Origin of the sequence: Pseudomonas antarctica (assembly GCF_001647715.1) — a bacterium.
In the GTDB taxonomy this organism is placed as follows: domain Bacteria; phylum Pseudomonadota; class Gammaproteobacteria; order Pseudomonadales; family Pseudomonadaceae; genus Aquipseudomonas; species Aquipseudomonas antarctica_A.
This window is the reverse complement of sequence record NZ_CP015600.1, coordinates 5,011,939-5,032,952: the sequence shown is the minus strand read 5'-3', so window position 1 is coordinate 5,032,952 and position 21,014 is coordinate 5,011,939. Positions and strand designations below refer to the sequence as shown.

The 21,014-nt window shown below is 61.0% G+C and carries 22 protein-coding genes and 1 pseudogene; 12 read left to right on the top strand and 11 right to left on the bottom strand.

Annotated features, from left to right (window positions below; translation table 11 throughout):
• Positions 1–33 precede the first annotated feature (33 nt).
• Positions 34–546 carry a GNAT family N-acetyltransferase gene (locus A7J50_RS22830; protein ID WP_064453840.1) on the bottom strand — a complete coding sequence of 171 codons (513 nt, stop codon included), beginning with the start codon at positions 544–546 and terminating at the stop codon, positions 34–36.
• Between the two features lie 148 nt (positions 547–694).
• Here A7J50_RS22830 and A7J50_RS22825 point away from each other — a divergent pair, with 148 nt between their 5' ends.
• Genes A7J50_RS22825 through A7J50_RS22810 form a run of 4 tightly spaced genes read left to right on the top strand, consistent with a single transcriptional unit; the run spans position 695 to position 3,212 of the window.
• Complete coding sequence (locus A7J50_RS22825) at positions 695–1,105, top strand: YybH family protein (protein ID WP_064453839.1); 411 nt, start codon at positions 695–697, stop codon at positions 1,103–1,105.
• A 42-nt stretch (positions 1,106–1,147) separates the two neighbouring features.
• Positions 1,148–1,492 (top strand): YciI family protein, encoded by a 345-nt coding sequence (locus A7J50_RS22820; protein ID WP_064453838.1) that lies wholly within the window; start codon positions 1,148–1,150, stop codon positions 1,490–1,492.
• A gap of 35 nt (positions 1,493–1,527) precedes the next feature.
• The gene (locus tag A7J50_RS22815; RefSeq protein ID WP_064453837.1) at positions 1,528–2,004 is read left to right on the top strand and encodes an SRPBCC family protein; all 477 of its coding nucleotides are present in this window, start codon (positions 1,528–1,530) and stop codon (positions 2,002–2,004) included.
• Positions 2,001–3,212 carry an RNA polymerase sigma factor gene (locus tag A7J50_RS22810; protein WP_064453836.1) on the top strand — a complete coding sequence of 404 codons (1,212 nt, stop codon included), beginning with the start codon at positions 2,001–2,003 and terminating at the stop codon, positions 3,210–3,212. The genes A7J50_RS22815 and A7J50_RS22810 overlap by 4 nt, the downstream gene beginning before the upstream one ends.
• A gap of 590 nt (positions 3,213–3,802) precedes the next feature.
• On the opposite strand, the gene A7J50_RS22805 is transcribed toward A7J50_RS22810, so the two are convergent.
• The gene (locus tag A7J50_RS22805; protein WP_064453835.1) at positions 3,803–4,657 is read right to left on the bottom strand and encodes a LysR family transcriptional regulator; all 855 of its coding nucleotides are present in this window, start codon (positions 4,655–4,657) and stop codon (positions 3,803–3,805) included.
• Positions 4,658–4,745: 88 nt separating this feature from the next.
• Here A7J50_RS22805 and A7J50_RS22800 point away from each other — a divergent pair, with 88 nt between their 5' ends.
• A complete protein-coding gene (locus A7J50_RS22800) occupies positions 4,746–5,186 on the top strand; it encodes a multidrug/biocide efflux PACE transporter (protein ID WP_064453834.1) in 441 nt (146 codons plus the stop codon).
• Here the strand turns inward: A7J50_RS22800 and A7J50_RS22795 are convergent.
• Together A7J50_RS22795 and A7J50_RS22790 are read right to left on the bottom strand one after the other, a co-directional pair.
• Positions 5,173–6,078 (bottom strand): LysR family transcriptional regulator, encoded by a 906-nt coding sequence (locus tag A7J50_RS22795; RefSeq protein WP_064453833.1) that lies wholly within the window; start codon positions 6,076–6,078, stop codon positions 5,173–5,175. The two genes, A7J50_RS22800 and A7J50_RS22795, sit on opposite strands and share 14 nt — an antisense overlap.
• Positions 6,079–6,128: 50 nt before the next feature.
• Positions 6,129–6,887, bottom strand: coding sequence for an SDR family NAD(P)-dependent oxidoreductase (locus tag A7J50_RS22790; RefSeq protein WP_064453832.1), 759 nt, complete (start codon positions 6,885–6,887; stop codon positions 6,129–6,131).
• 106 nt (positions 6,888–6,993) lie between these two features.
• On the opposite strand from A7J50_RS22790, the gene A7J50_RS22785 reads away from it, so the two are divergent.
• Positions 6,994–7,890 (top strand): LysR family transcriptional regulator, encoded by an 897-nt coding sequence (locus tag A7J50_RS22785; RefSeq protein WP_064453831.1) that lies wholly within the window; start codon positions 6,994–6,996, stop codon positions 7,888–7,890.
• Here A7J50_RS22785 and A7J50_RS22780 read toward each other — a convergent pair.
• A complete protein-coding gene (locus tag A7J50_RS22780; protein ID WP_053257656.1) occupies positions 7,887–8,804 on the bottom strand; it encodes a LysR family transcriptional regulator in 918 nt (305 codons plus the stop codon). The genes A7J50_RS22785 and A7J50_RS22780 overlap by 4 nt on opposite strands.
• 105 nt (positions 8,805–8,909) lie before the next feature.
• Between A7J50_RS22780 and A7J50_RS22775 the strand changes: the two genes are divergently transcribed.
• Genes A7J50_RS22775 through A7J50_RS22765 form a run of 3 tightly spaced genes read left to right on the top strand, consistent with a single transcriptional unit; the run spans position 8,910 to position 11,576 of the window.
• The gene (locus A7J50_RS22775) at positions 8,910–9,668 is read left to right on the top strand and encodes a 5-oxoprolinase subunit PxpA (protein WP_064453830.1); all 759 of its coding nucleotides are present in this window, start codon (positions 8,910–8,912) and stop codon (positions 9,666–9,668) included.
• A gap of 58 nt (positions 9,669–9,726) precedes the next feature.
• Positions 9,727–10,605: a 5-oxoprolinase subunit B family protein gene (locus tag A7J50_RS22770; RefSeq protein ID WP_064453829.1), complete on the top strand. Its 879-nt coding sequence runs from the start codon at positions 9,727–9,729 to the stop codon at positions 10,603–10,605.
• On the top strand, positions 10,602–11,576 hold the full coding sequence (locus A7J50_RS22765; RefSeq protein WP_064453828.1) for a biotin-dependent carboxyltransferase family protein: 975 nt from the start codon (positions 10,602–10,604) through the stop codon (positions 11,574–11,576). Before A7J50_RS22770 ends, A7J50_RS22765 begins: the two co-directional genes overlap by 4 nt.
• A gap of 123 nt (positions 11,577–11,699) precedes the next feature.
• Here the strand turns inward: A7J50_RS22765 and A7J50_RS22760 are convergent, their stop codons facing one another.
• Together A7J50_RS22760 and A7J50_RS22755 are read right to left on the bottom strand one after the other, a co-directional pair.
• The gene (locus A7J50_RS22760) at positions 11,700–13,316 is read right to left on the bottom strand and encodes an inorganic phosphate transporter (protein WP_064453827.1); all 1,617 of its coding nucleotides are present in this window, start codon (positions 13,314–13,316) and stop codon (positions 11,700–11,702) included.
• 1,279 nt (positions 13,317–14,595) lie between these two features.
• On the bottom strand, positions 14,596–15,618 hold the full coding sequence (locus A7J50_RS22755; RefSeq protein WP_064453826.1) for a transporter: 1,023 nt from the start codon (positions 15,616–15,618) through the stop codon (positions 14,596–14,598).
• Positions 15,619–15,822: 204 nt separating this feature from the next.
• Here A7J50_RS22755 and A7J50_RS32305 point away from each other — a divergent pair.
• Together A7J50_RS32305 and A7J50_RS32300 are read left to right on the top strand one after the other, a co-directional pair.
• Positions 15,823–16,575, top strand: a pseudogene (locus A7J50_RS32305) (methyl-accepting chemotaxis protein); the annotation flags it as partial.
• Positions 16,576–16,740: 165 nt separating this feature from the next.
• The gene (locus tag A7J50_RS32300) at positions 16,741–17,508 is read left to right on the top strand and encodes a methyl-accepting chemotaxis protein (protein ID WP_407017289.1); all 768 of its coding nucleotides are present in this window, start codon (positions 16,741–16,743) and stop codon (positions 17,506–17,508) included.
• Between the two features lie 191 nt (positions 17,509–17,699).
• Here A7J50_RS32300 and A7J50_RS22745 read toward each other — a convergent pair whose 3' ends face one another.
• Positions 17,700–18,005 (bottom strand): PepSY domain-containing protein, encoded by a 306-nt coding sequence (locus tag A7J50_RS22745; RefSeq protein ID WP_064453824.1) that lies wholly within the window; start codon positions 18,003–18,005, stop codon positions 17,700–17,702.
• Between the two features lie 99 nt (positions 18,006–18,104).
• Positions 18,105–19,232: a glycerophosphodiester phosphodiesterase gene (locus A7J50_RS22740; protein WP_064453823.1), complete on the bottom strand. Its 1,128-nt coding sequence runs from the start codon at positions 19,230–19,232 to the stop codon at positions 18,105–18,107.
• Between the two features lie 232 nt (positions 19,233–19,464).
• Here A7J50_RS22740 and A7J50_RS22735 point away from each other — a divergent pair, with 232 nt between their 5' ends.
• Positions 19,465–19,788, top strand: coding sequence for a DUF2025 family protein (locus A7J50_RS22735; RefSeq protein WP_064453822.1), 324 nt, complete (start codon positions 19,465–19,467; stop codon positions 19,786–19,788).
• A gap of 134 nt (positions 19,789–19,922) precedes the next feature.
• Here the strand turns inward: A7J50_RS22735 and A7J50_RS22730 are convergent, their stop codons facing one another.
• The gene (locus tag A7J50_RS22730) at positions 19,923–20,243 is read right to left on the bottom strand and encodes an antibiotic biosynthesis monooxygenase family protein (RefSeq protein WP_064453821.1); all 321 of its coding nucleotides are present in this window, start codon (positions 20,241–20,243) and stop codon (positions 19,923–19,925) included.
• Entirely contained in the window at positions 20,240–20,947 is a 708-nt protein-coding gene (locus A7J50_RS22725) for a CTP synthase (RefSeq protein ID WP_064453820.1), read from the bottom strand. Before A7J50_RS22725 ends, A7J50_RS22730 begins: the two co-directional genes overlap by 4 nt.
• Positions 20,948–21,014 lie beyond the last annotated feature (67 nt).

The following is a 21,014-nucleotide window of genomic DNA, read 5'->3' as shown; positions in this document are numbered from 1 at the left end:
AAATGGGCTTCAATCGGTGTGTTTACGTGACATTTAGCGGGTATCAGGCGCGTGTGGGTTGAAGACCCAGCTCAACCTGCGCTCATAGCCGATACGGCCCTTATAGGCCTCGCCGCTGTCCACCCAACCGGCGGCCAAATACAAGCCCATTGCCGCCACATTGTCGGCGTCCACCGACAACTCCAATCCCTTGATTTGCGGCCATGCCTGCTTCGCCACCGCCGGCAGCGCCTGCAAACACGCTTTGCCGAACCCACGCCCTTGCTGCTGTCGGTCCACCTGCAACGCATGCAGCGTGGCGCTGTGTTCACTTGCCCAATGGGGCAGGCAAGGCGGGCGTTTAAGCAGCAGGAACGCCACGGGCAGTTCATCGGCGAGCAGGGCGAAACCTTTGATAGCCGCAGGGTTGGGATTGACCAGCAGGCTGTTCAGCGCGCAGTAGATATCACCGGAGAACGCCAGTTGCGCGGGATGCACTTGCAGTGTGTCGAGTTGCTGTTTTTGCACAAGACTCAGCGTCTCATAGGGGACGAGGCGGGTTTCCATCGGGGGCGCATCCGAAATCCTACAAAGAAGCGTGGATTCTAGCGGCTTTGCCGGGGGCGAAATTATTTTTCAATGGGCTGTCGATCGGCGGATGAGGCATTCGACTAAGGGTGTCCCTTGTGATTTTCCAACCCCCAGGAGTATCGCCATGAGCACCGCAATCAACACCCTGATCGATCAATGGAAGCACGCCGTGCTTGCCCGAGATATCGACAAAATTGTCAGCTTTTACGCCGATGATATCGTCTCGTTCGACGCCGTTACCGCGCTGCAATTCAAGGGCAAGGCCGCCTACCGCGCGCACTGGGACGAATGCATGAAGCATTGCCCCGGGCCCGGTATTTTCGAGTTTCATGTGGTGGAGGCGCCGGACAGCGCGTTTGCCCACTGGCTGGCGCATTGCGGCGGGGCCGGGCCGGACGGTGTCGTGAAGGCGTGCTGGATGCGCGTGACTGCCGGTTACCAGCGAATCAACGGCCAATGGCGTGTGGTGCATGAGCATTGGTCGGCACCTTTCGATATGGAAAGTGGTACCGCACTGTTCTCGCTGGAACCCTGATCGCCGGGAACTATAGTGGATAAGCCGAAAACGGAGACAGCCATGAAATACCTCTGCCTGATTTACAGCAACGAACAGGTGCTGCACACCTCGCCGGACAGCCCCGAAGACCCGGAATGTTTCGCCTATGCCCAGGCTATCCAGGCCAGCGGGCGGATGCTTGCCGCCGAGCCGCTGGAGTCGGTCAGCACCGCCACCACCGTGCGCAGGCGCAATGGCAAGCTGTCGATCACCGACGGGCCGTTTGCCGAAACCAAGGAGCAGCTCGCCGGGTTTTACCTGATCGAGGCCAAGGACTTGAATGAAGCGATCCAGGTGGCCGGCGGCATTCCGGCGGCCAGGGTCGGCAGTGTGGAAGTGCGCCCGGTGCGCGAATTGAATCTCTGACGACAACAACCAAAAGACGTGAGGAGGTTGACCCCATGAACACCCAACCCGCCGAATTTGAACTGCGCATCAGCCGTTTGATCGACGCACCCCGCAGCAAAGTGTTTCGCGCCTGGACCACCCCCGAGCTGTTGCAGCAATGGTGGGGCCCACACGGCATGACCACCCCCGAGTGCGAAATGAACCTGTGGGTCGGCGGCGTGTTCCGCACGCTGATGCGCGCGCCGGATGGCGCCGAATACCCGACCCAGGGCGTGTTCCTGGAGATCCAGGCGCCGAGCCGGCTGGTGTTCACCGATGCGTATGCGCCGGGGTGGATTCCGTCGGGCAAGCCCTTCATGACCGCCGAAGTCACCTTCGAAGAGGTCGACGGCAAAACCCTCTATACCGCGCGCGCCATGCATTGGAGCGAAGCCGACAAACAAGCCCACGAAGCAATGGGCTTTCATGACGGCTGGGGCCAGAGCCTGGATCGCCTGGTGACGTTGGTGACCCAAGGCATGCCCGATTGACGCCCCAGCTTGAAGCGATTTACCGCAGCGAATCGCGGCGCGTGCTGGCCACGCTGATTCGCCTGCTCGGTGATTTCGACCTCGCCGAAGAAGCCTTGCACGAGGCGTTCTTCGTCGCGGTCGAGCGCTGGCAGCAGGACGGTGTGCCGAGCAATCCTCGGGCTTGGTTGGTGTCGACCGGCCGTTTCAAAGCCATTGACCGCCTGCGCCGACAGGCCCGCTTTACCCCGTTGCTGCAGGAGCAGGCCGACGCGCTGGAAGCGGCGCACTGGAGTGAGGAAGACGTGGAAGACGACCGCCTGCGCCTGATTTTCACCTGCTGCCACCCGGCACTGGCGCCCGACGCCCAGACGGCGTTGACCTTGCGTGAGATCTGCGACCTCACCACCGAGGAAATCGCCCGCGCCTTTCTCACCACGCCCACCACCATCGCCCAACGCATCGTGCGCGCCAAGGGCAAGATCCGCGAGGCGAAGATTCCCTATCAAGTGCCGTCCCTGGTCGAGTTACCCGAGCGTTTAGAGAGTGTGCTGCGCGTGGTTTACCTGGTGTTCAACGAGGGGTATTCGGCGTCCATGGGCGCGGACCTCACCCGGGAAGAGCTGACGCGTGAAGCCATCCGCCTCGGTCGCTTGCTGCTGGCGCTGCTGCCGGAACCTGAAGTCATGGGCTTGCTGGCGCTGATGCTGCTGCACGAATCCCGCCGAGCGGCGCGCACTTCGGCGGGCGGTGAGTTGGTGCTGCTGGATGAACAGGACCGCGCCCTGTGGGATGCGTCCCTTATTGCTGAAGGCTGTGCGTTGGTAGAGCAAGCACTGACCACAAGGCGCTTTGGGCCATATTGCCTGCAAGCGGCGATTGCGGCGGTACATGCCGAAGCCCCGAGCGCCGGCGAGACGGATTGGCCGCAGATAGTCGGGCTTTACGATGTATTGCTCAGGGCTGTGCCATCGCCGGTAATCGAATTGAACCGCGCCGTGGCGGTAGCCATGTGGCAAGGGCCATTGGCCGGTTTGGAGCGGGTGGACAGCATTTTGCGGCGAGGGGAGTTGCTGGATTACCACCTGGCGTATTCGGCACGCGGCGAGTTTTGTCGGCAGTTGGGGCGTATCGAAGAGGCCCGTGAGGCGTACGAAAAAGCCCTGTCACTGACCCAGCAAACCCCAGAAAAACGCTTTTTAGAGCAACGCCTGGCCGAACTCAAATAACCGGCCAACGAAGATCAACTGTGGGAGCGGGCTTGCTCGCGAAGGCGGTGTGCCAGCCAGTACATGTGTGACTGACCCACCGCCTTCGCGAGCAAGCCCGCTCCCACATTCAACGGTGTAGTTTACACGTATTGGCGGCAGTTGGGCGTCTCGAAAAAGCCCTGTCACTGCCCCTGCAAAACCCGGAAAAACACTTCATAGCGCGTCGTCTGGCCGAACTCAAATAACGGACCAACGAAGATCAACTGTGGGAGCGGGCTTGCTCGCGAAGGCGGTGTGCCAGCGAGTACATGTGTGACTGACCCACCGCCTTCGCGAGCAAGCCCGCTCCCACATTCAACGGTGTTGTTTACACGTATTGGCGGCAGTTGGGCGTCTCGAAAAAGCCCTGTCACTGCCCCTGCAAAACCCGGAAAAACACTTCATAGCGCGTCGTCTGGCCGAACTCAAATAACCGACCAACGAAGATCAACTGTGGGAGCTGGCTTGCCTGCGATGGCGGTAGGTCAGCCTCTACATCGGTTGGCTGACCTACCGCTTTCGCAAGCAAGCCCGCTCCCCCAGTTAGACCTTTAGGGTGCCTGGAAACATCATTCCAGCATCTGCCCCAACATCCAGCTCCCCGCCGGCCCCGGCGGGTGTTGCCGCGACCACAGCGCATCCACCGCCACCGAACGCGGCCAACTGCGCACGTTGAGTTCAACCAGCCCGGCATTGCTGAAGCGCTCCACCAGCCAGCGCGGCAGCGCCGCCCAGCCGAAACCCAGTTGGGCCATTTCCATCAGCATCAGAAAACTCGGCGCCGACCACACGCGGCCTGCAGGCCTGGTTTCATTGGGGCTGATGATGCTCGCCAGACGCAATTCACGGTGTTGCTGCAAGGCGTGCTGGTCGATGTTTTGCAGATTGGTCAAGGGATGGCCAGGGGCGACGAACAGGGCGATTTCCGTGCGCTCCGCCACGGGCGCGCGGGTCAGGTCGGGCGGGTAAACCTCCTGGGCTTCGATCAAGGCAATCTGCGCCCGGCCGCTTTGCACCAGGGCGATCAGGTCTTCGCACTCGGCGATCAGCCATTCCAGCTCCAGGTCCGGGTAGCGTTGTTCAAAGGCTTTGAGTGCCAGTTCAAAACGCTCCGACTGGTACGTATCGGACATGGCGATACTCAGCTTCGGCTCCAGGCCCTGGGCTAATTGGCTGGCCGCCAACTCCAGACGACTGCTGGCCTCCAGCACCTGTTCGGCGCGCTGCAGCAACACATGGCCGGCGGGGGTGAGCGTCGGTTTGCGGCTGCTGCGATCAAACAACACCACATCCAGGTCAATCTCCAGGCTCGCCACTGCCGCACTGACCGTGGACTGGCTCTTGCCCAGTTTGCGCGCCGCCGCCGAAAACGAACCTTGGGTCGCCGCCTGCACAAACGCCTGCAGCACTTCATTAGAGGCCATGACTATCGCCCTGATCGATGGTTATTGGTTATGAAGTATCGGTTCGAAGGGTAATGATGGCAACCCTAGTCATTCACGGAGCCGGGTTATGAACCCTACCAAATCGATTACTGAACGTGTTTGCCAGGCCCTGGGCTTTGAGGGGTTGGCCTTGTTGATCTGTACGCCGCTGCTGGTCTGGATCACCGGCAGGCCGGCCCTGGAAATGGGCGCAGTCACCTTGGGTGTCAGCGTGCTGGCGCTGACCTGGAACATCATTTTCAACAGCCTGTTCGACCGCCTCAAAGCGCGGCTGCAACTGGCCAACGGCGGGTGGACCCGGGTGCTGCATGCCCTGTTGTTCGAAGGCGGCCTGATCATCGTGGCGGTGCCGCTGATTGCCGGCGTGTTGAAGATCAGCCTGTTGGACGCTTTCATCCTCGACATCGGCGTGCTGCTGTTCTTCCTGCCGTACACCTATGTGTATCACTGGGGCTATGACGTGATTCGGGAGAAAATCGTCCAGCAACGTCTGCCTAGCCAAGCTTGAGCGACGCGACAAACTCCAGAAATGCCCGCACCTTCGCGGCGGGCAAATGCCGCGACGGGTAGTAGGCGTACAACGGAAAACGCTCGTCCGGCCAGTCTGGAAACAACTCCACCAGGCTGCCGGCCTTGAGCGCCGGTGCCAGGCCCAAATCGAGCATTTGCGCCACCGCGTGCCCGTGCTCACACACGCTGTACAACGTGCTGGCGTCGTTGACCACCAGGCGGCCATTGGTGTGCACGATGACCTGTTCGCCAGGGCGGTGGAATTCCCAGGCAAACGGACGCCCGGTTTGCGAGTCGCGAAAATCCAGACACATATGCCCGTGTTCCAGGTCTTGGGGAATGGCCGGTCGGCCGTAGTGTTCAAGGTAGGCGGGGGAGGCCACGGTGAGCACGCGCACTTCCATCAGTTTGCGTGCGATCAGCGAGGAGGATTGCGGGATGCCGAAGCGAATGGCCAGGTCGAAGCCATCGGCGACCAGGTCACCGAGTTGGTCACGGGTGTGCAGGTCCAGTTGCAGTTGCGGATAACTGCGCATGAAGTCGCCCAACACCGGGCCCAAAACCAATCGCGAGAAGTACGGGTCGATGTTCACCCGCAAACGCCCACGCACGGTGAGCGCACTGTCGGCCGCCGCGTTGGCGGCCTCTTCGAGACCGGCCAGCAACGGGGCGATTTGCTGGTAGAAGCGCCGCCCCTCATCGGTCAATTGCACCGAGCGGGTGGTGCGGTCGAACAGGCGAATCCCCAAGCGTTTTTCCAGGCGGGAAATCGCCCGGCTGACCCCCGAAGGCGTCATCTCCAGGCTGTCGGCGGCACGGGCGAAACTGCCGCTGTCGACCACCGCGGCCAATACGCCCATACCGCCGGCCAAGCCTGGATCAAAACTCATCGGTGATTGCCTGTCAGTGATCTGAAGGCATTGATGCTAGCGCAGAATGCCTACAGAAACATGCCGCCCGAGGCTTCGATGCGCTGCCCGGTGATCCAGTTGCTGCCATCGGCCAACAGGGTCGAAATCGCCCCGCCAATGTCGTCCGGCAAACCGGCTCGGCCCAGCGCGGTGTTGTTGGCGACCATTGCATTCAGCGCCGGGTTATCGCGCACGGCGCCGCCGCTGAAGTCGGTGGCAATCGCGCCGGGTGCCAGGGTGTTCACGGTGATACCGCGCGGCCCCAGCTCCTTGGCCTGGTAGCGCGACAGCACTTCCACCGCGCCTTTCATCGAGGCATACGCCGCGTACCCCGGCAGGCTGAACCGCGCCAGGCCGCTGGAAATATTGATGATGCGCCCACCATCGCTGATCAGCGGCAGCAGTTTTTGCGTCAGGAAAAACGGCGCCTTGAAGTGGATGGCCACCAGGCGGTCGAACTGTTCTTCGGTGGTCTCGGCAAAGCTGGCATGGGCGCCGATCCCGGCGTTGTTGACCAGAAAGTTGAAGTGATCCTGTGCGAACACATCTTTCAGTACGGAGGCGATTTCGCCGACAAAGTCATTGAACGTACCGCTCTGGCTCACATCCAGTTGCAGCATGGCGGCGCGGCCACCCAGGGCTTCAATCTGTGCCTTCACCGCTTGGGCTTCGCCCGCCGCGCTGTGGTAAGTGCCGATGATGTCGACGCCTTGTGCCGCCAAATGCAGCGCAGCGCTTTTGCCCAGGCCGCGGCTGGCGCCGGTGATCAATGCGATTTTACGGGTCATGGTGAGTGCCTCTGAGAGTGATCGTGCGAGCCAGTGTATTTGTCCGCTCATAACGTGATAAACAGAGGTAAGTCGGAATCACTGGCCGGATAAGGCGAACAATCCAATGAACAAGCTTGAGCTTTTGCGGACCTTCGTGCGGGTCACCGAGTTGTCGAGTTTCACCCAGGCGGGCGAGAGCCTCGGCCTGCCGCGCTCCACCGTGTCCGAGCATGTGCAGGCGCTGGAAGAACTGCTGGGTGCGCGCCTGTTGCAGCGCACCACGCGCAAGGTGCAAGCGACCCAGGACGGGCGTGTGTTGTATGAGCGCAGCAAAGATTTGCTGTCACACATGGAGGAGCTCGAAGGCCTGTTTCGCCAGGATGAGGCGCAATTGAGCGGGCGTATTCGCGTGGACATGCCCAACGTCATGGCGCGGGATTTGATCCTGCCGCGCCTGCCCGAATTTATGCACGCACACCCGTTGATCGAGCTGGAAATCAGCACCACCGACCGCCAGGTCGACCTGCTCGCCGAAGGTTTCGACTGCGTGTTGCGGGTGGGCGCGCAGCCTGATCAGTCGGTGGTGGCACGCTGGTTGTGCAGCATGCCGATGATCAACTGTGTCAGCGCCGGGTACCTTCAGCGCTATGGCATGCCCGAGACCCTGGCCGATCTGGCGCATCACCAGTTGGTGCATTACGTGCGGCCATTGGGGGCACGCTCGGCGGGCTTCGAATACCAGCACGGCAACAAAGTGCACCGTGTTCCGATGGCCGGGCGGGTCACGGTCAACAGCACTGATGCTTACAAGTCGGCGTGCCTGGGCGGTTTCGGCATTACCCAGGTTCCCGTGTTGGGCATTCGCGATTTACTCGACAGCGGCGAGCTGGTGGCCGTATTGCCGGACTATCCGGCGCCGGCGCTGGACGTGTCGTTGCTGTACGCCGGGCAGCGGCATGTGCCGCAGCGGGTGCGGGTCTTTATGGATTGGCTGGCCGCCACGTTGCAATCGCAGCTCTAACGCCGTGCCGACAATTGTTGCGGCGCGAGGAAGGCGTCGTGGAAGTAGTCCCGAAAGGCCTGCATGGCGGGGGTAAATGCGCGTTCGCGATGCCAGGCCAAGCCGACGCTCATGGGCGCTACCGGGTCGGTCACGGTCAGGGTTTCGATGCGTTTGCCTTCCAGGGACCACGGCCTGTGCACCAGGTCCGACAGAATCGCCACGCCGCTGCCGTTGGCAACCATGCTGCGCACGGCCTCGACCGAACTGGTGCGCAGCCGCACCTTGGGCGTTTGCCCAGCCTGTTCCCAGTAACGCATGGCGCTGTGTTCGGCTTCATCGACGGTGAGCAGGATGTAAGGTTCTTGCGCCACATCGGCCAGGCTGACGGCGCCGCGCTCGCACAAGGGATGGTGGCTGGGCAGCCATAGGCGGCGTTCCGAATTGAACAGGATTTCGGAAACGATATCCGGGTGAGTGAGGTTGGCGGTGAGCACCACGGCCATGTCGAACTGGCCGTCGAGCAGGCCGTGTTCGATGGCCTGGCGTTCCTGTTCGAACACCTCGATGGTCACGTCCGGGTGCCAGTGCTCCATGCGCTGCAAGTGGTGGGGCAGGAAATAGCCGAGCACGGTGTAGCTGGCGGCGACACGCAGCACGCCACTGGCGCGGTAGTCCGGCAGCGGGCTGTTCAGTGCGTCATCCACGCTGCGCACGATCACGTAGGCGCGGTTGAGAAAGTGCCGCCCGGCGTCGGTCAGGTTCATGCCCTGGGCCGAGCGCACAAACAGCTGCACGCCGAGCATCGCCTCCAACTCCTTGATCGCCGTGGTCACCGCCGACTGGGAGATGTTCAGATGAATCGCCGCCTGGGAAATCTGGCCGATTTCGGCGGTGGCGATAAAGTAGCGGACTTGGCGCAACGTCAGGGACATGGCTTTATCTGTTTTTCAGAAGATAGGCCATCTGATAATAGATCTTCCCAAGGGGTCAAGCCCCAGCCTACTTTCCTGGCATCACCTTTGGCGGAGCAATTCCCGATGCAGGCAGTGGATTTCAATTCAGACATGGGCGAAGGCTTCGGCCCCTGGACCATCGGCGATGGCGTTGACGCGGAGCTGATGGCCTATATCAGCTCGGCCAATATCGCCACCGGTTTCCACGCCGGCGACCCCGGCACCATGCGCCGTACCGTTGCGCGCGCCAGGCAACTCGGCGTGGCCATCGGCGCGCATCCGGGCTTTCGCGACCTGGTGGGTTTTGGCCGCCGGCATATCAATGCACCGGCCCAGGAGCTGGTGGACGACATGCTCTACCAACTCGGCGCCCTGCGCGAAATCGCCCGCGCCCAAGGCGTCACGCTGCAACACATCAAGCCCCACGGCGCGCTCTACATGCACCTGGCCCGCGACGAAGAAGCCGCCCGGCTGCTGGTGCAAAACCTGCAAATCATTGAGCCCACACTCTTGCTGTACTGCATGCCCAACTCGGTCATCTGGCGCGTCGCCAAGGAGCTTGGGCAACCGGTGGTGCGCGAGTTTTACGCCGACCGTGAGTACGATCTGAGCGGCTCCATTGTATTTACGCGGACTGTGCGCGCGCTTGATCCTGCCACCGTCGCGGCGCGGGTCCTGCGTGCCTGTCAGACCGGGCGCGTACGCACCGTGGAAGGCGAAGACCTGTTGATCGAATTCGATTCCATCTGCCTGCACAGCGACACCCCTGGCGCCCTCGAACTGGTGGAGGCCACCCGCGAAGCCCTGGACCAGGCGGGCATTGTCGTCAGAACGCCTCAATAAGAAGGTCCAACCTGTACTTTTTGCCTGCCTTTCTACAATGATTCCAAGAGGAACAGACATGGCTCAAACGTCCCCCATCCGCTACAGCTTCGGCGGTGATGAACACCTGTTTGCCGAGGTCAGCGACAGCATGTCCCTGGAGGCCTTTTTCAAAGGCATGGCCGTGACCCGCGCCGTGGAGCGCCTGGCGCTGGAAGGCGTGCTGGACGTGTGCCTGGCCAATGCATCGTTCCAGATTCGCTTCGACCCCGACCGTATCGCGCCGCATGTGCTGCTCGACGCCGTGCAGAGCGCTGAAGCCCAGGCGGTGGCCGAACGCACCTTGCACACGCGGATCATCGAAATCCCGGTGCTCTATAACGACCCGTGGACCCATGAAACCCTGATGCGTTTTCGCGACCGGCATCAAGACCCCACAGGCACTGATCTGGAATACGCGGCGCGCATCAATGGCTTGGCTGACGTCGACGCGTTTATCGCCGCCCACAGTGGCGCGCCGTGGTTTGTGTCGATGGTCGGCTTTGTCGCGGGCCTGCCGTTCATGTTCCAGATGGTCGAGCGTGAACGGCAATTACAGGTGCCCAAGTACCTGCGCCCGCGCACCGACACGCCCAAATTGACCCTCGGCCATGGTGGCTGTTTTGGCTGCATCTACTCGGTGCGCGGCGCCGGCGGTTACCAGATGTTTGGGGTGACCCCGGCACCCATCTACGACCCGGCCCAGCAGTTGGCGTACCTCAAGGAACACATGGTGTTCTTTCGGCCCGGTGACATCGTGCAGTTCAAACCCATGGACCGCGAGGCCTATGACCTGGCGGTTGCCGAGGTGGATGCAGGGCGTTTCGACTTGCGCATCCGCCCGGTGGAATTTTCCCTCGACGCCTTTCTCGCCGACCCCGTCGGCTATCCGAAAACCCTGCAGGAGGCGCTGGCATGATCAAAATCCTCAAACCCGGCCTCGCCACGTCCGTGCAGGACCTCGGCCGCGAAGGCTATTACCACTTGGGCATTCCGCCGTCGGGCGCGTTGGACCAATACGCGTTGAGTGCGGCCAACCATCTGGTGGGCAATCCGAGTGGTGCGGCGGGCCTGGAATGCACTTTGATCGGCCCTGAACTTGAGTTCCGACAGGACGCGCTGGTGGCACTCAGCGGTGCGCTCATGTCGCCGCGCCTGGACGGTGAAGTGGTGCACCAGGACACCGCGTTCCAGGTGCGTGCCGGGCAGGTCTTGCGCTTTGAGTTTCCCAAGGCCGGCGCGCGGACTTATCTGGCAGTGGCCGGTGGCATTGATGTGCCGCGGGTGCTCGGCAGTCGCTCGACGTACACCCTCGGTGCACTTGGTGGGTTCCAGGGGCGGCGCTTGCAGGAAGGGGATGAACTGCCGATAGGTGAGCCGAGCGGCCGGGGCCGTGCGGGCAACAGTTTGCCGATGGCGCTGCGGCGTTCAGTTGGTGGTGACGTGACGTTGCGCGTGGTGCCGGGCCTGTATTACGAGCGCCTGACAGACGCGGCCAAGAGCAGTTTTTTTGCCGAGCCGTGGACCGTGGGTTCCGAGGCGGACCGCATCGGCTATCGCTTCAAAGGCGGCAGCGCGTTGAGCTTTCAGCCTCGTGAGCAACCGTTTGGCGCGGGGTCCGACCCGTCGAATATCGTCGACAGCTGTTACCCGATAGGCTCGATCCAGGTGCCGGCGGGGTTGGAACCGATTGTGCTGCACAGGGATGCGGTGTCGGGCGGTGGCTACGCGATGATCGGCACGGTGATCAGTGCGGACCTGGACTTGATCGGGCAGATGCAGCCGAACCAACGGGCGGGGTTTGTGGCGGTGACGTTGGAAGAAGCGCTGGAGGCGCGGCGGGTGTACAAAAAACGGCTGAAGGCAATGGCTGGACTGTTCACCTCCTGACACACCATAAACTCTTGTGGGAGCTGGCTTGCCTGCGATAGCGGTGGATCAGTCAACAGATAGGGAAGCTGACCCGCCACCATCGCAGGCAAGCCAGCTCCCACATTTTTAAGCGGGGTTGTGTCAGAACAGTTTGGTGAACAGCCAGTACAAACTGCCCGACAACAAGATCGCCGCCGGCAAGGTCAGCACCCAGGCCATCAGCAGGTTGCGGATGGTCTTCATCTGCAACCCGCCGCCATTCGCGACCATGGTCCCGGCCACACCCGACGACAATACGTGGGTGGTCGACACCGGTAGCCCGAACATATCCGCTGCACCAATCGTCAGCATCGCCACTGTCTCGGCCGACGCACCTTGTGCGTAAGTCAGGTGGGTCTTGCCGATTTTCTCACCCACGGTCACCACGATGCGCTTCCAGCCCACCATGGTGCCCAGGCCGAGGGCGATGGCCACGGCGATCTTCACCCACAGCGGAATAAAGCGTGTGGAATTGTCGATCTGTTGCTTGAACAATTGCAGTTTGCCTTGGGTGTCAGCGTCGAAATTGCCGACCTTGTCCTTGTCCATCAGGCGAATGGTCTCGCTGGTCAGGTACATGTCGTTACGCACGTTGCCGACGGCTTCGGCAGGGACTTTGGCCAGGGAGCCGTAGCCTTTTACTTCATCACCGATCTGGCCGGCGAGGGCGGCGAGGGCCGGCACCAGGTCCGGCGTGGCTTCCTTGGTGCGCACGTAGGTCGAGAGAATCGGGCGCGGGTCGCCCGGCAATAGTTGCGGCGCGTTTTTTACCAGGGCAACCTGGGTCACCTCGGCCACCGCCGCAAACTGCAAGGACTGCTCGGCGGGCATGGTGCGGTTCAGCGCATAGGCCATCGGCAGGGTGCCGACCAGAATCAGCATGATCAGGCCCATGCCTTTCTGGCCATCGTTGGAACCGTGGGCGAAGGACACGCCGGTGCAGGTGACGATCAACATGCCGCGAATCCACCATGGCGGCGGGGTGTCGCCCTTCGGCGCTTTGTACAGCGAGCGGTTTTTCACAAAGGCGCGCAGGGCCAGCAACAGCAAGGCGGCAAAGGCGAAGCCGATCAACGGTGACAGCAGCAGGGCATAACCGATCTTGATCGCCTGGCTCCAGTCCACGCCGCTGGTGCCGTCACGCCCGTGCATCAAGGCATTCGCCACGCCGACGCCGATGATCGAACCGATCAGGGTGTGCGACGACGAGGCCGGCAAGCCCAGCCACCAAGTGCCCAGGTTCCACAGGATGGCGGCAATCAGCAGGGCGAAGATCATCGCGAAACCGGCGGATGAGCCGACCTGCAAGATCAGCTCGACCGGCAGCAGGGCGATGATGCCGAACGCCACGGCGCCGCTGGAGAGCAGCACGCCGAGGAAGTTGAAAAAGCCCGACCATACCACCGCAAATTGCGGCGGCAGCGAGTTGGTGTAGATCACCGTCGCCACCGCGTTGGCGGTGTCGTGGAAGCCATTGACGAACTCAAAGCCCAGCGCGATCAGCAGCGCTACGCCGAGCAGCAGGAATGGCGTCCAGGTGGTGACCACCGTGCCGAGTTCGTGCATGTCGTGCATCAGGCTGTAGGCGGTGAACAACAGGCCCATGGCGAGCACGGCGAAGAACATGATCACCGTCAACAGGCCGGGTTTCTTGTCCAGCCTGGGTTTGGGGTCAGCGTGTGAGGCGGTGGAGGAGGCAGTCAGGGAAGGGGTGGCCATGCCGGAGCATCCAGTGTGGGAAGGATGGCATTCATGATCATTGCAGAATGTTACAGAGATGCTGCGGTAGGTCAGTGTTTAGAGGAATGAGGCTGCCGCTGGTCTGCAAACCCCGGCAAACTAATGTCATAGTGAGATCATTGTGGGGGCTGGCTTGCCTGCTATAGCCATAGGTATCTACGCAACTCTTTGGGTCGCTTTAAGCCTGTGAGGGGGTTAGGTAGATTGAGTACATATCCGTTGCTGCGGTAACGGCGGCTTAGGGTTCCGCCCTTACGGCGGGTCACTTCTGGCAAACGCCCGGAATGCCGGCCCAGCCAAAAGTAACCAAAAGGTCTTTGCCCCACCACTCGGTGCCTCGCCTGGGCTCGGCATGCCCGCACTCCGGCTTGAATCCGTGGGCCGCCGCAATGGGCCATCCCTGGCCCAGTGCGGCTAACCCGGCGTCCTGCCGGGTTACCCACGGACTCAAGCCTGCGTTCGGCCATCGTGGTTAACGGGGCCTGTCAGATCAAGATCAACAGCAGATCAAAAGCAGAGCACGGCGGCCTGGTAGCCGACCTGAGTGGTTGAAGCAAAAGCAGATCAATAGCTGGGCAGAGCGACACTACTGCTACCTGATGTAATGAGATCCAACTGTGGGAGCGGGCTTGCTCGCGAATGCGGCGTGTCAGTCACAAATAAGTTGACTGACACACCGTATTCGCGAGCAAGCCCGCTCCCACATTTGATTGGGTTCAGTTTCCAAGATCAGGTCGGCTGTAAGGCCGCCTCAGCTTTGCTTTTGATCTAACCACTCAGGTCGGATACTAGGCCGCCGTGCTCTGCTTTTGATCTTGATCTGCTGTTGATCTTAGGCGCCCCGTTAACCACGCTGGCCGAACGCAGGCTTTGGAGCGTGGGTAACCCGGCAGGACGCCGGGTTAGCCGCGATGGGCCAAGGATGGCCCATGGCGGCGGCCCACGGTCCAAAGCCTGCGTGAGGGCACACCGAGCCTAAGCGAGGTGCCGAGTGGTGGGGCAAGAGCCCTTTTGGTCACTTTTGGGGCTCTTTTCCAAAAGTGACCCGCCGTAAGGGCGGAACCCTAAGCAGCCGTGACCCAAACAACGGATATGTACTCAGCGCCCCCCGACAACCACAGCACTCAACCCGTAAAAAAAGATGTGTAGACCTATGCTGCGATGACGGTGGTTCAGTCAATATATCTGTCGACTGAAACTCCGCTATCGCAGGCAAGCCAGCTCCCACACTTGATCCCCTTTCAGGTCGAGATGGGGGTCAGTAATCTTTGCGTTTGCGGAACGCCCAGCGCCCGGCAATCAAGGTAAACGTTGCCACCAACGCCACCAGAATCCAAAACCCTTCCGGGTCAGTCGACAGCGGCACGCCCCCCACGTTCATGCCGAAAAAACCGGCAATGATATTGATCGGCAGCGCCAGCACCGTCACCACCGTGAGGGTGAACAGCGTGCGGTTGCTTTGCTCGTTGAGGTTGGCGGCGATCTCTTCCTGCAACAGCTTGATGCGCTCACCCAAGGCCATCAGGTCGTTGATGATCAGTGCAAATTCCTCGGTAGATTTGCGCAATTCCTTCACGTCTTCTTTTTGCAGCCACTGCGGCGGGCGATTGAGCAGGCGCAGCAGCGACCCCGGTTCCAACGCCAGCAGGCGTTGCAGGCGCACCAGCACGCGGCGCGCAGCACCGAGTTCGGCGCGGTTGGTGGAGAGGCGTGAGGACAGCAACTGGTCTTCGATTTGGTCGACGCTGAGGCTGGTTTTACGCACGATCTGCGTCAGCACTTCGCCCTGGTCGCGCAACAAATGCACCAACAATTCCAGCGGCGAACGGAAGCGTTCACCGGCCTTCACCGACGAGCGCAATTTATCCACCGAGTGCAACGGTTGCAGGCGCGCACTCACCAGCAAGCGGCTGCGGGCGCACACCCACAGCGTGGAGATATCCGAGGAGACCATGCTGCTGAAGTTGAACACCACGTCGTTGACCACCGCCAGCAGGGCCGAGTCGACATGCTCGATACGGGTGGAGCGCGAGCCCTCGTGCAGGGCTTCGAAAAACTCATCCGGCAATGCCAGGTTGGCCTTCATCCAGCGCTCGCACGCCGCGTGAGCCAGGTTCAGGTGCAGCCAGAGGAACTCTTCCGGGTCTTGCGGTGCTTTCAACGCCGCCAGCGCAGTCGCTGAGTCAATCTGCTCACCTTTTTCACCGGGGCGAAAACGAAAACCGTAAAGCAGGCCAAACAGATCGGGATCCTGATGGCCGTGGTCGATGCTGTGGTTCATGGAGGCTCGCAGAGAAAGCGCCTGTAGGACGTTTCACAGGTTCGCGTGGGCGAATCATTGCAAGGAAATTTGACAAAATTGTGACGGTTTGCGGTTTATTTCGTTGAAATGACATTTTGTTGACCTCCTGTCAGAAATCGTTCAAGAAGCCTCTAGAACGGCCGACTCAAGGCTTAAGGCCCGCTGCAAATGGGCTAAGTCTTGATGACAGGGACGTTATGGCGTGCTTGCACCTTTTTCCTTGTTTTGAGGCATCCCCCCATGAATATTTTGCGCACTTCCTTGAGAGCACAAATTTTGTCGCTGCTCAGCGGCAGTCTGCTGGCGATTTTGTTGATCGCACTGGCTTGTTTCAACTTCCTCTCTAACGGCGTGCAAAGTTATCGCAGCCTGATCGATGGGCCCTTGCTCACCTCTCAATTGATTGACGAAGCCAACCTGCAATTCAAGGTGCAAGTGCAGGAGTGGAAAAACGTATTGCTGCGCGGCAAACAGCCCCAGGACCTGGAAAAATACTGGGGCCAGTTCCAGGACCGGCAACGCGATGTGCAGGGCATTCTCACTCGGCTGGTCAGCCAGACTCAGAATGACCCCGGCCTGAGCCGGCGCATTGACAGCCTGCGCCAGGAACACTTGCAGTTGGGTGTGGCTTACCAGAAGGGGCGTGATGCCTACATGGCTGCCGGTGCCGACCCGACTGCCGGCGACAACGCTGTCAAAGGTGTGGACCGTGCCACCAGCGAGCAGATGAGCACCCTGGTCAGTGACCTGCGCGCGCAGGGCAGCCAGCAGTCCCAAGCCATCAGCGCCTATACCGAACGCACGGTGATGGTGGGGCTGGCAATCATGTTGCTGTCGGGTGTGGTGATCGGTCTGTTCAGCTTGTGGCTGATCAACCGCAACCTGATCCTGCCGATTCGCGGCCTGATCGACTACGTGACCCAACTGAGCCACGGTCGTTTTGCCGAACGTGTCGCCAGTCGCCGTCAGGATGAACTGGGCCATCTGGCCGCCGCGGCCAATACGCTGCGTGACTTCCTCGCCGAAACCTTCAACCGCTTGCAGCGCAGTGCCACCGACCTGGTAAGTGCCAGCGGCGAGTTGAGTTCGATCGCCGGGCAGATGGCGAACGGTACCCATGAACAATTCAACCGCACCGACCAGGTGGCCACCGCCATGACCGAGATGTCAGCCACCGCCCAAGAGGTTGCACGCCACGCGGCCAGTGCCTCGCGCGCCGCCGATGAGGCGGATCATTCGGCCCGCGAAGGTGGCGAAGTGATGAAGGTCACCATCGCCACCATTGGCCAGATGCGCAATGAAATCCTCAACACCGGCACCATCATCCGTCGCCTGGAAACCGACAGCGTACGCATTGGCAAAGTGCTGGAAGTGATCCGCGGCATCGCCGAGCAGACCAACCTGCTCGCACTCAACGCCGCCATTGAAGCGGCGCGGGCAGGCGAAGCGGGCCGTGGGTTTGCGGTGGTGGCCGATGAGGTGCGCAGCCTGGCGCAACGCACGGCGGCGTCGATCATTGAGATCAACCAGATTATCCACGCGGTGCAAACCGGCGCGGTGGATGCGGCCGAGGCGATTGTCAGTGGCCAGTCGTGCAGCGATGAGAGTGTGGAAAAAGTCTCCCAGGCCGGTGCGATGCTCAATCACATCACGCTGGCCGTAGAGGCGATCCGTGACATGAATCGCCAAATCGCCACGGCAGCCGAGGAGCAGACCTCGGTGGCCGAAGATATCTCGCGCAATATCACGCAAATCACCACTGTGGCCACGGCGAACATGGACAATGTGCAGCGCACTGAAGCGGCCAGCCAGAACCTGCGAGGTTTGTCGGCCGAGCTCAATCAAGTGACGGCGCGTCTGGGCGCCTGATCAGAGGGGCGGCAGGCTGAAGCTGAACACCGTGCCCTGCTAGGTGGACACGCTCAGTTCACCGCCGTGGGCCTGGGCGTTCTGCTCGACGATGTATAACCCCAGGCCAGTCATGATCACTGATCACTTGGCGAGCGCCCATAAAAAAACCGCGCCACGTTAAACGTGGCGCGGTTTTTTTGGCAGTTGACTCAGGTGTCTTGCTTGTTTTCCAGCACGGCGCCGGTCTTGGCGTCGAGCTTCACTTCAAAGCGCTTGCCAGCAGTGTCGGTCAGGTCAACTTCGTAAACCAGTACACCGTTTTTGTGGTCCAGCTCAGTGTCGGTGATGCTGGCGCCGGCGTGGGTGGCCACGGCGGCGGCATTGAGTTTCTCAAACAGCATGACGGCGCCGGACTTGAGCAGGCCTTCAATGTGATCCGGACGAACGTCAGCCTGGGCCAGGCCGGCAGTCAGGGTCAGGGCGGTTGCGGCGAACAGGGCGGTCAGGGTTTTCATGGTGTATGTCCTTCTGGGTGAGCTGTTTAAGTGGCGCCAGATTAACCGGCGCAACTTAACTCATCCTTAATGGCGCACTGACACCAAGGCCCGACTCACTCAGTAGCCGTTGTCCTTCAGCAAATCCTGCACACTCGAGGACGGCCAGCGCTTGTAGAACTTCAGCAGTTCGGCGGCGCGGTTGGTGAAAATGCCATCGACGCCGGCTTTCATCACTTTTTCGAAGTCCACCGGCTCATCGACGGTATAGACGTGCACCAGCAGGCCCTTGTCGTGGGTCAGCTTGTTCATCTCAGGCTTCACCAGGTCGGTGTAGCTCTGGTCGCCATGGTTGGTCAGCTCGGCCGAAGGGCCAGTGCCGATGGCGCCGAGGCTCTTGGCTTCATCGACCCATTTTTCGAACTCGGCCGCGTCTTTCGGCTCTTGCTTGGCGTAGTAAGCAGCTTTGGTCGGCTCGCCGGATTCAGCGAAGGTCTGCGCGGATTTCGGCTCGATGCTGCCTGAGCCCACCCACAGCAACAGGATTTTCGGGGTGTTGGGCATTTCTTTCTGCAGCTCTTTCAAGCTGTCTTTTTCAAACGTTTGCAGCACCACACGGCCTTTGCCCTGGCCCACACCCGTGTTGCTCTTGCCCAGCTTGGAGCCGGCGGAGCTCAACCAGCCCTTGTCCAGCAGCTTGTTTTTCAGGTCGGCTTCGATGCCCGGGAATTGCTTGGGCTCCTTGGTCTCAATGTACAGGCCGGGTTTGTGCTGCGGGTTGCCTTCGGCGATCTTGATGATTTCGTCCAGGCTCTGGATTTTCAAGCCAACGAACGCCGGGCGGGCGCGGTCCGGGTAGGCGGCGTTGAACCAGCTGCCGGCGTCCAGGGTGCGTAATTCAGCCCAGGTGAATTCGTTGGCGGTAGCGTCTTTGCGCTCCGGGAATTTGGTGGCCACGTCGGTGGTGCGCTGCAGGTTGTTGTCGTGCAGGGCGAACAGCACGCCGTCCTTGCTGCGTTGCAGGTCCATTTCCAGGTAGTCGGCACCCAGGTCGCGTGCGAGCTTGTAGGAAGCGGCGGTTGATTCGGGGGCGTCGTAGGAAGCGCCACGGTGGGCGATGACGGCCGGGTACGGAATGCCTTCGTTTGTCGCCAATTCAGCCGGGCTGATCGGATCGGCAGCCTGTGCCTGGCCAAGGCCGAGCATCAGAGCGAGCAGCAAGGCGCTCTTGGAAAACGTGACAGGCATATGCGAAGTCCTTTCGTGGAGGTAACTTTGAGAAGGCGTCCTTTTTAACAATTGATTGCGAAAGGCGCTATCACCAAACCGACATTAACGTGCGCAGTGGCCATTTTTCTGGGTTTTTTTGTGCTGCATTGCAGTATTCTTGGCCCAAGCTGCCCCATTAGAGGGCGGTATTTTCTGCCACGCGTGTAAACCATCTTTCCAGTCCCAGTGGGACTTTTCAGTGAGGTTTACCATGCGCATCACGTCCGAACTTATCTGCCAGGCGGCCGACCACCTCCATGGTTTTGTCGGCCTTAATCGCAAAACCGGCCAGTACATCGTGCGTTTCAGCGAAGACTCTTTTGGCATGGATGTGGCCGATGACGGCATCATTCCCACCGCTGAGTTTGTCTGGCTACCCGCCGCCGATGACACCATGACCCTGTCGCGCGAACGCCTTCAGTTGTTGCTGGACCAAAACATTGACGACCGCATTAACATCAGCGAGCCATTGCGCGTGTACATGCGCCGGGTGGAAATCCCGCAGATCAGCGCATTGCGCAGTTTGGTCAGCTAAGCGAACGCTTCTCTACAGACGTTGAAGATCAAAGGTGGGAGCTGGCTTGCCTGCGATCGCGGTGGGTCAGCCTCTACATCGGTTGGCTGACACACCGCCATCGCAGGCAAGCCAGCTCCCACAGGGGTACATTTTCAGCGCTCAAACAGGTAGGCCCGCTCCACTTTGCACACGCGCGTGTGGCATGCCGAATACCAGGTCGCACGCCCTTGCTCGCGCACGGCGCGATGTTCGGCTTGCTGTTTCCAGGCCAGGATCGCCGCCTCGCTGTTCCAGTAGGACACGGTGATCCCCAAGCCGTCTTCACGTGCCGATTCCACCCCCAGAAATCCCGGTTGTTCGCGCGCGAGTTCCAGCATGCGGGTAGCCGCCTGGCCGTAGCCTTGATCACCCTCGGTGCGCAATGAGCTGAAAATCACCGCGTAATAGGGGGCAGCGGGCGTGTTGGCGATCATCGGTACACAGCCTGGCAGGCCTTGAGCAAGGCAAGCGCCAACGGCGGAGTGACGCCCTTGAGTGCTGCGCGTTCCGGCTGGAACAGGGTGGCGACGAAAAACGGGTGGTCCAGCAGTTCTACGGCGCGTAAATCACCCGCCGAGTCATGGCCGCTGGGGATCAAGTCGCCTTCGAGCAAGGCACTGGCGAAGTCCGGGTTCACGCCGTAGCGGCAGCGATAGCCTTCGTGGATATCCAGCGTACCGTAGGCCTCGGCGATGCGGGTGTAGGGGGCCAGACGCACAGTGTCGGTGGCCTCAACCAGCGTGCAGCTCAGTGGCGTTATCACCGCGCGCTTGGCCTCGGGCGCCAGCTCGCCATGTTCCGCATCCGCCCAGCCCAGCACGTGGCGGGCATATTCCAGCACCGCGTGTTGAAAACCACCGCAAGTGCCGAGGAAAGGGCGCCGTTGCTCGCGGGCAAAACGGATCGCGCGCAATGCGCCGTCGGTGTCGCGGTAGGGGCTGGCGGGCACACACCAGAAGCCGTCAAAGCCATGCAGTTCGCGGGTGGGGGTGATCGAGTCGGTATCGAGCCATTGCACGTGAACGCTCAAGCCCAAGGTGTCGGCTGCTTGTTGCAGCGCCACGGGTATCGCCTGGTGTGCAATCACGTCGGGGTTGTAATCGCCGATCAGGGCGAGGTGCAAGGTTGTGGCTTTCATCGTGTACGTCCCATCGCTTGTTGTGTCCTGGGTCACACTATAGATTGGCGCTCACGCAATCAAAATT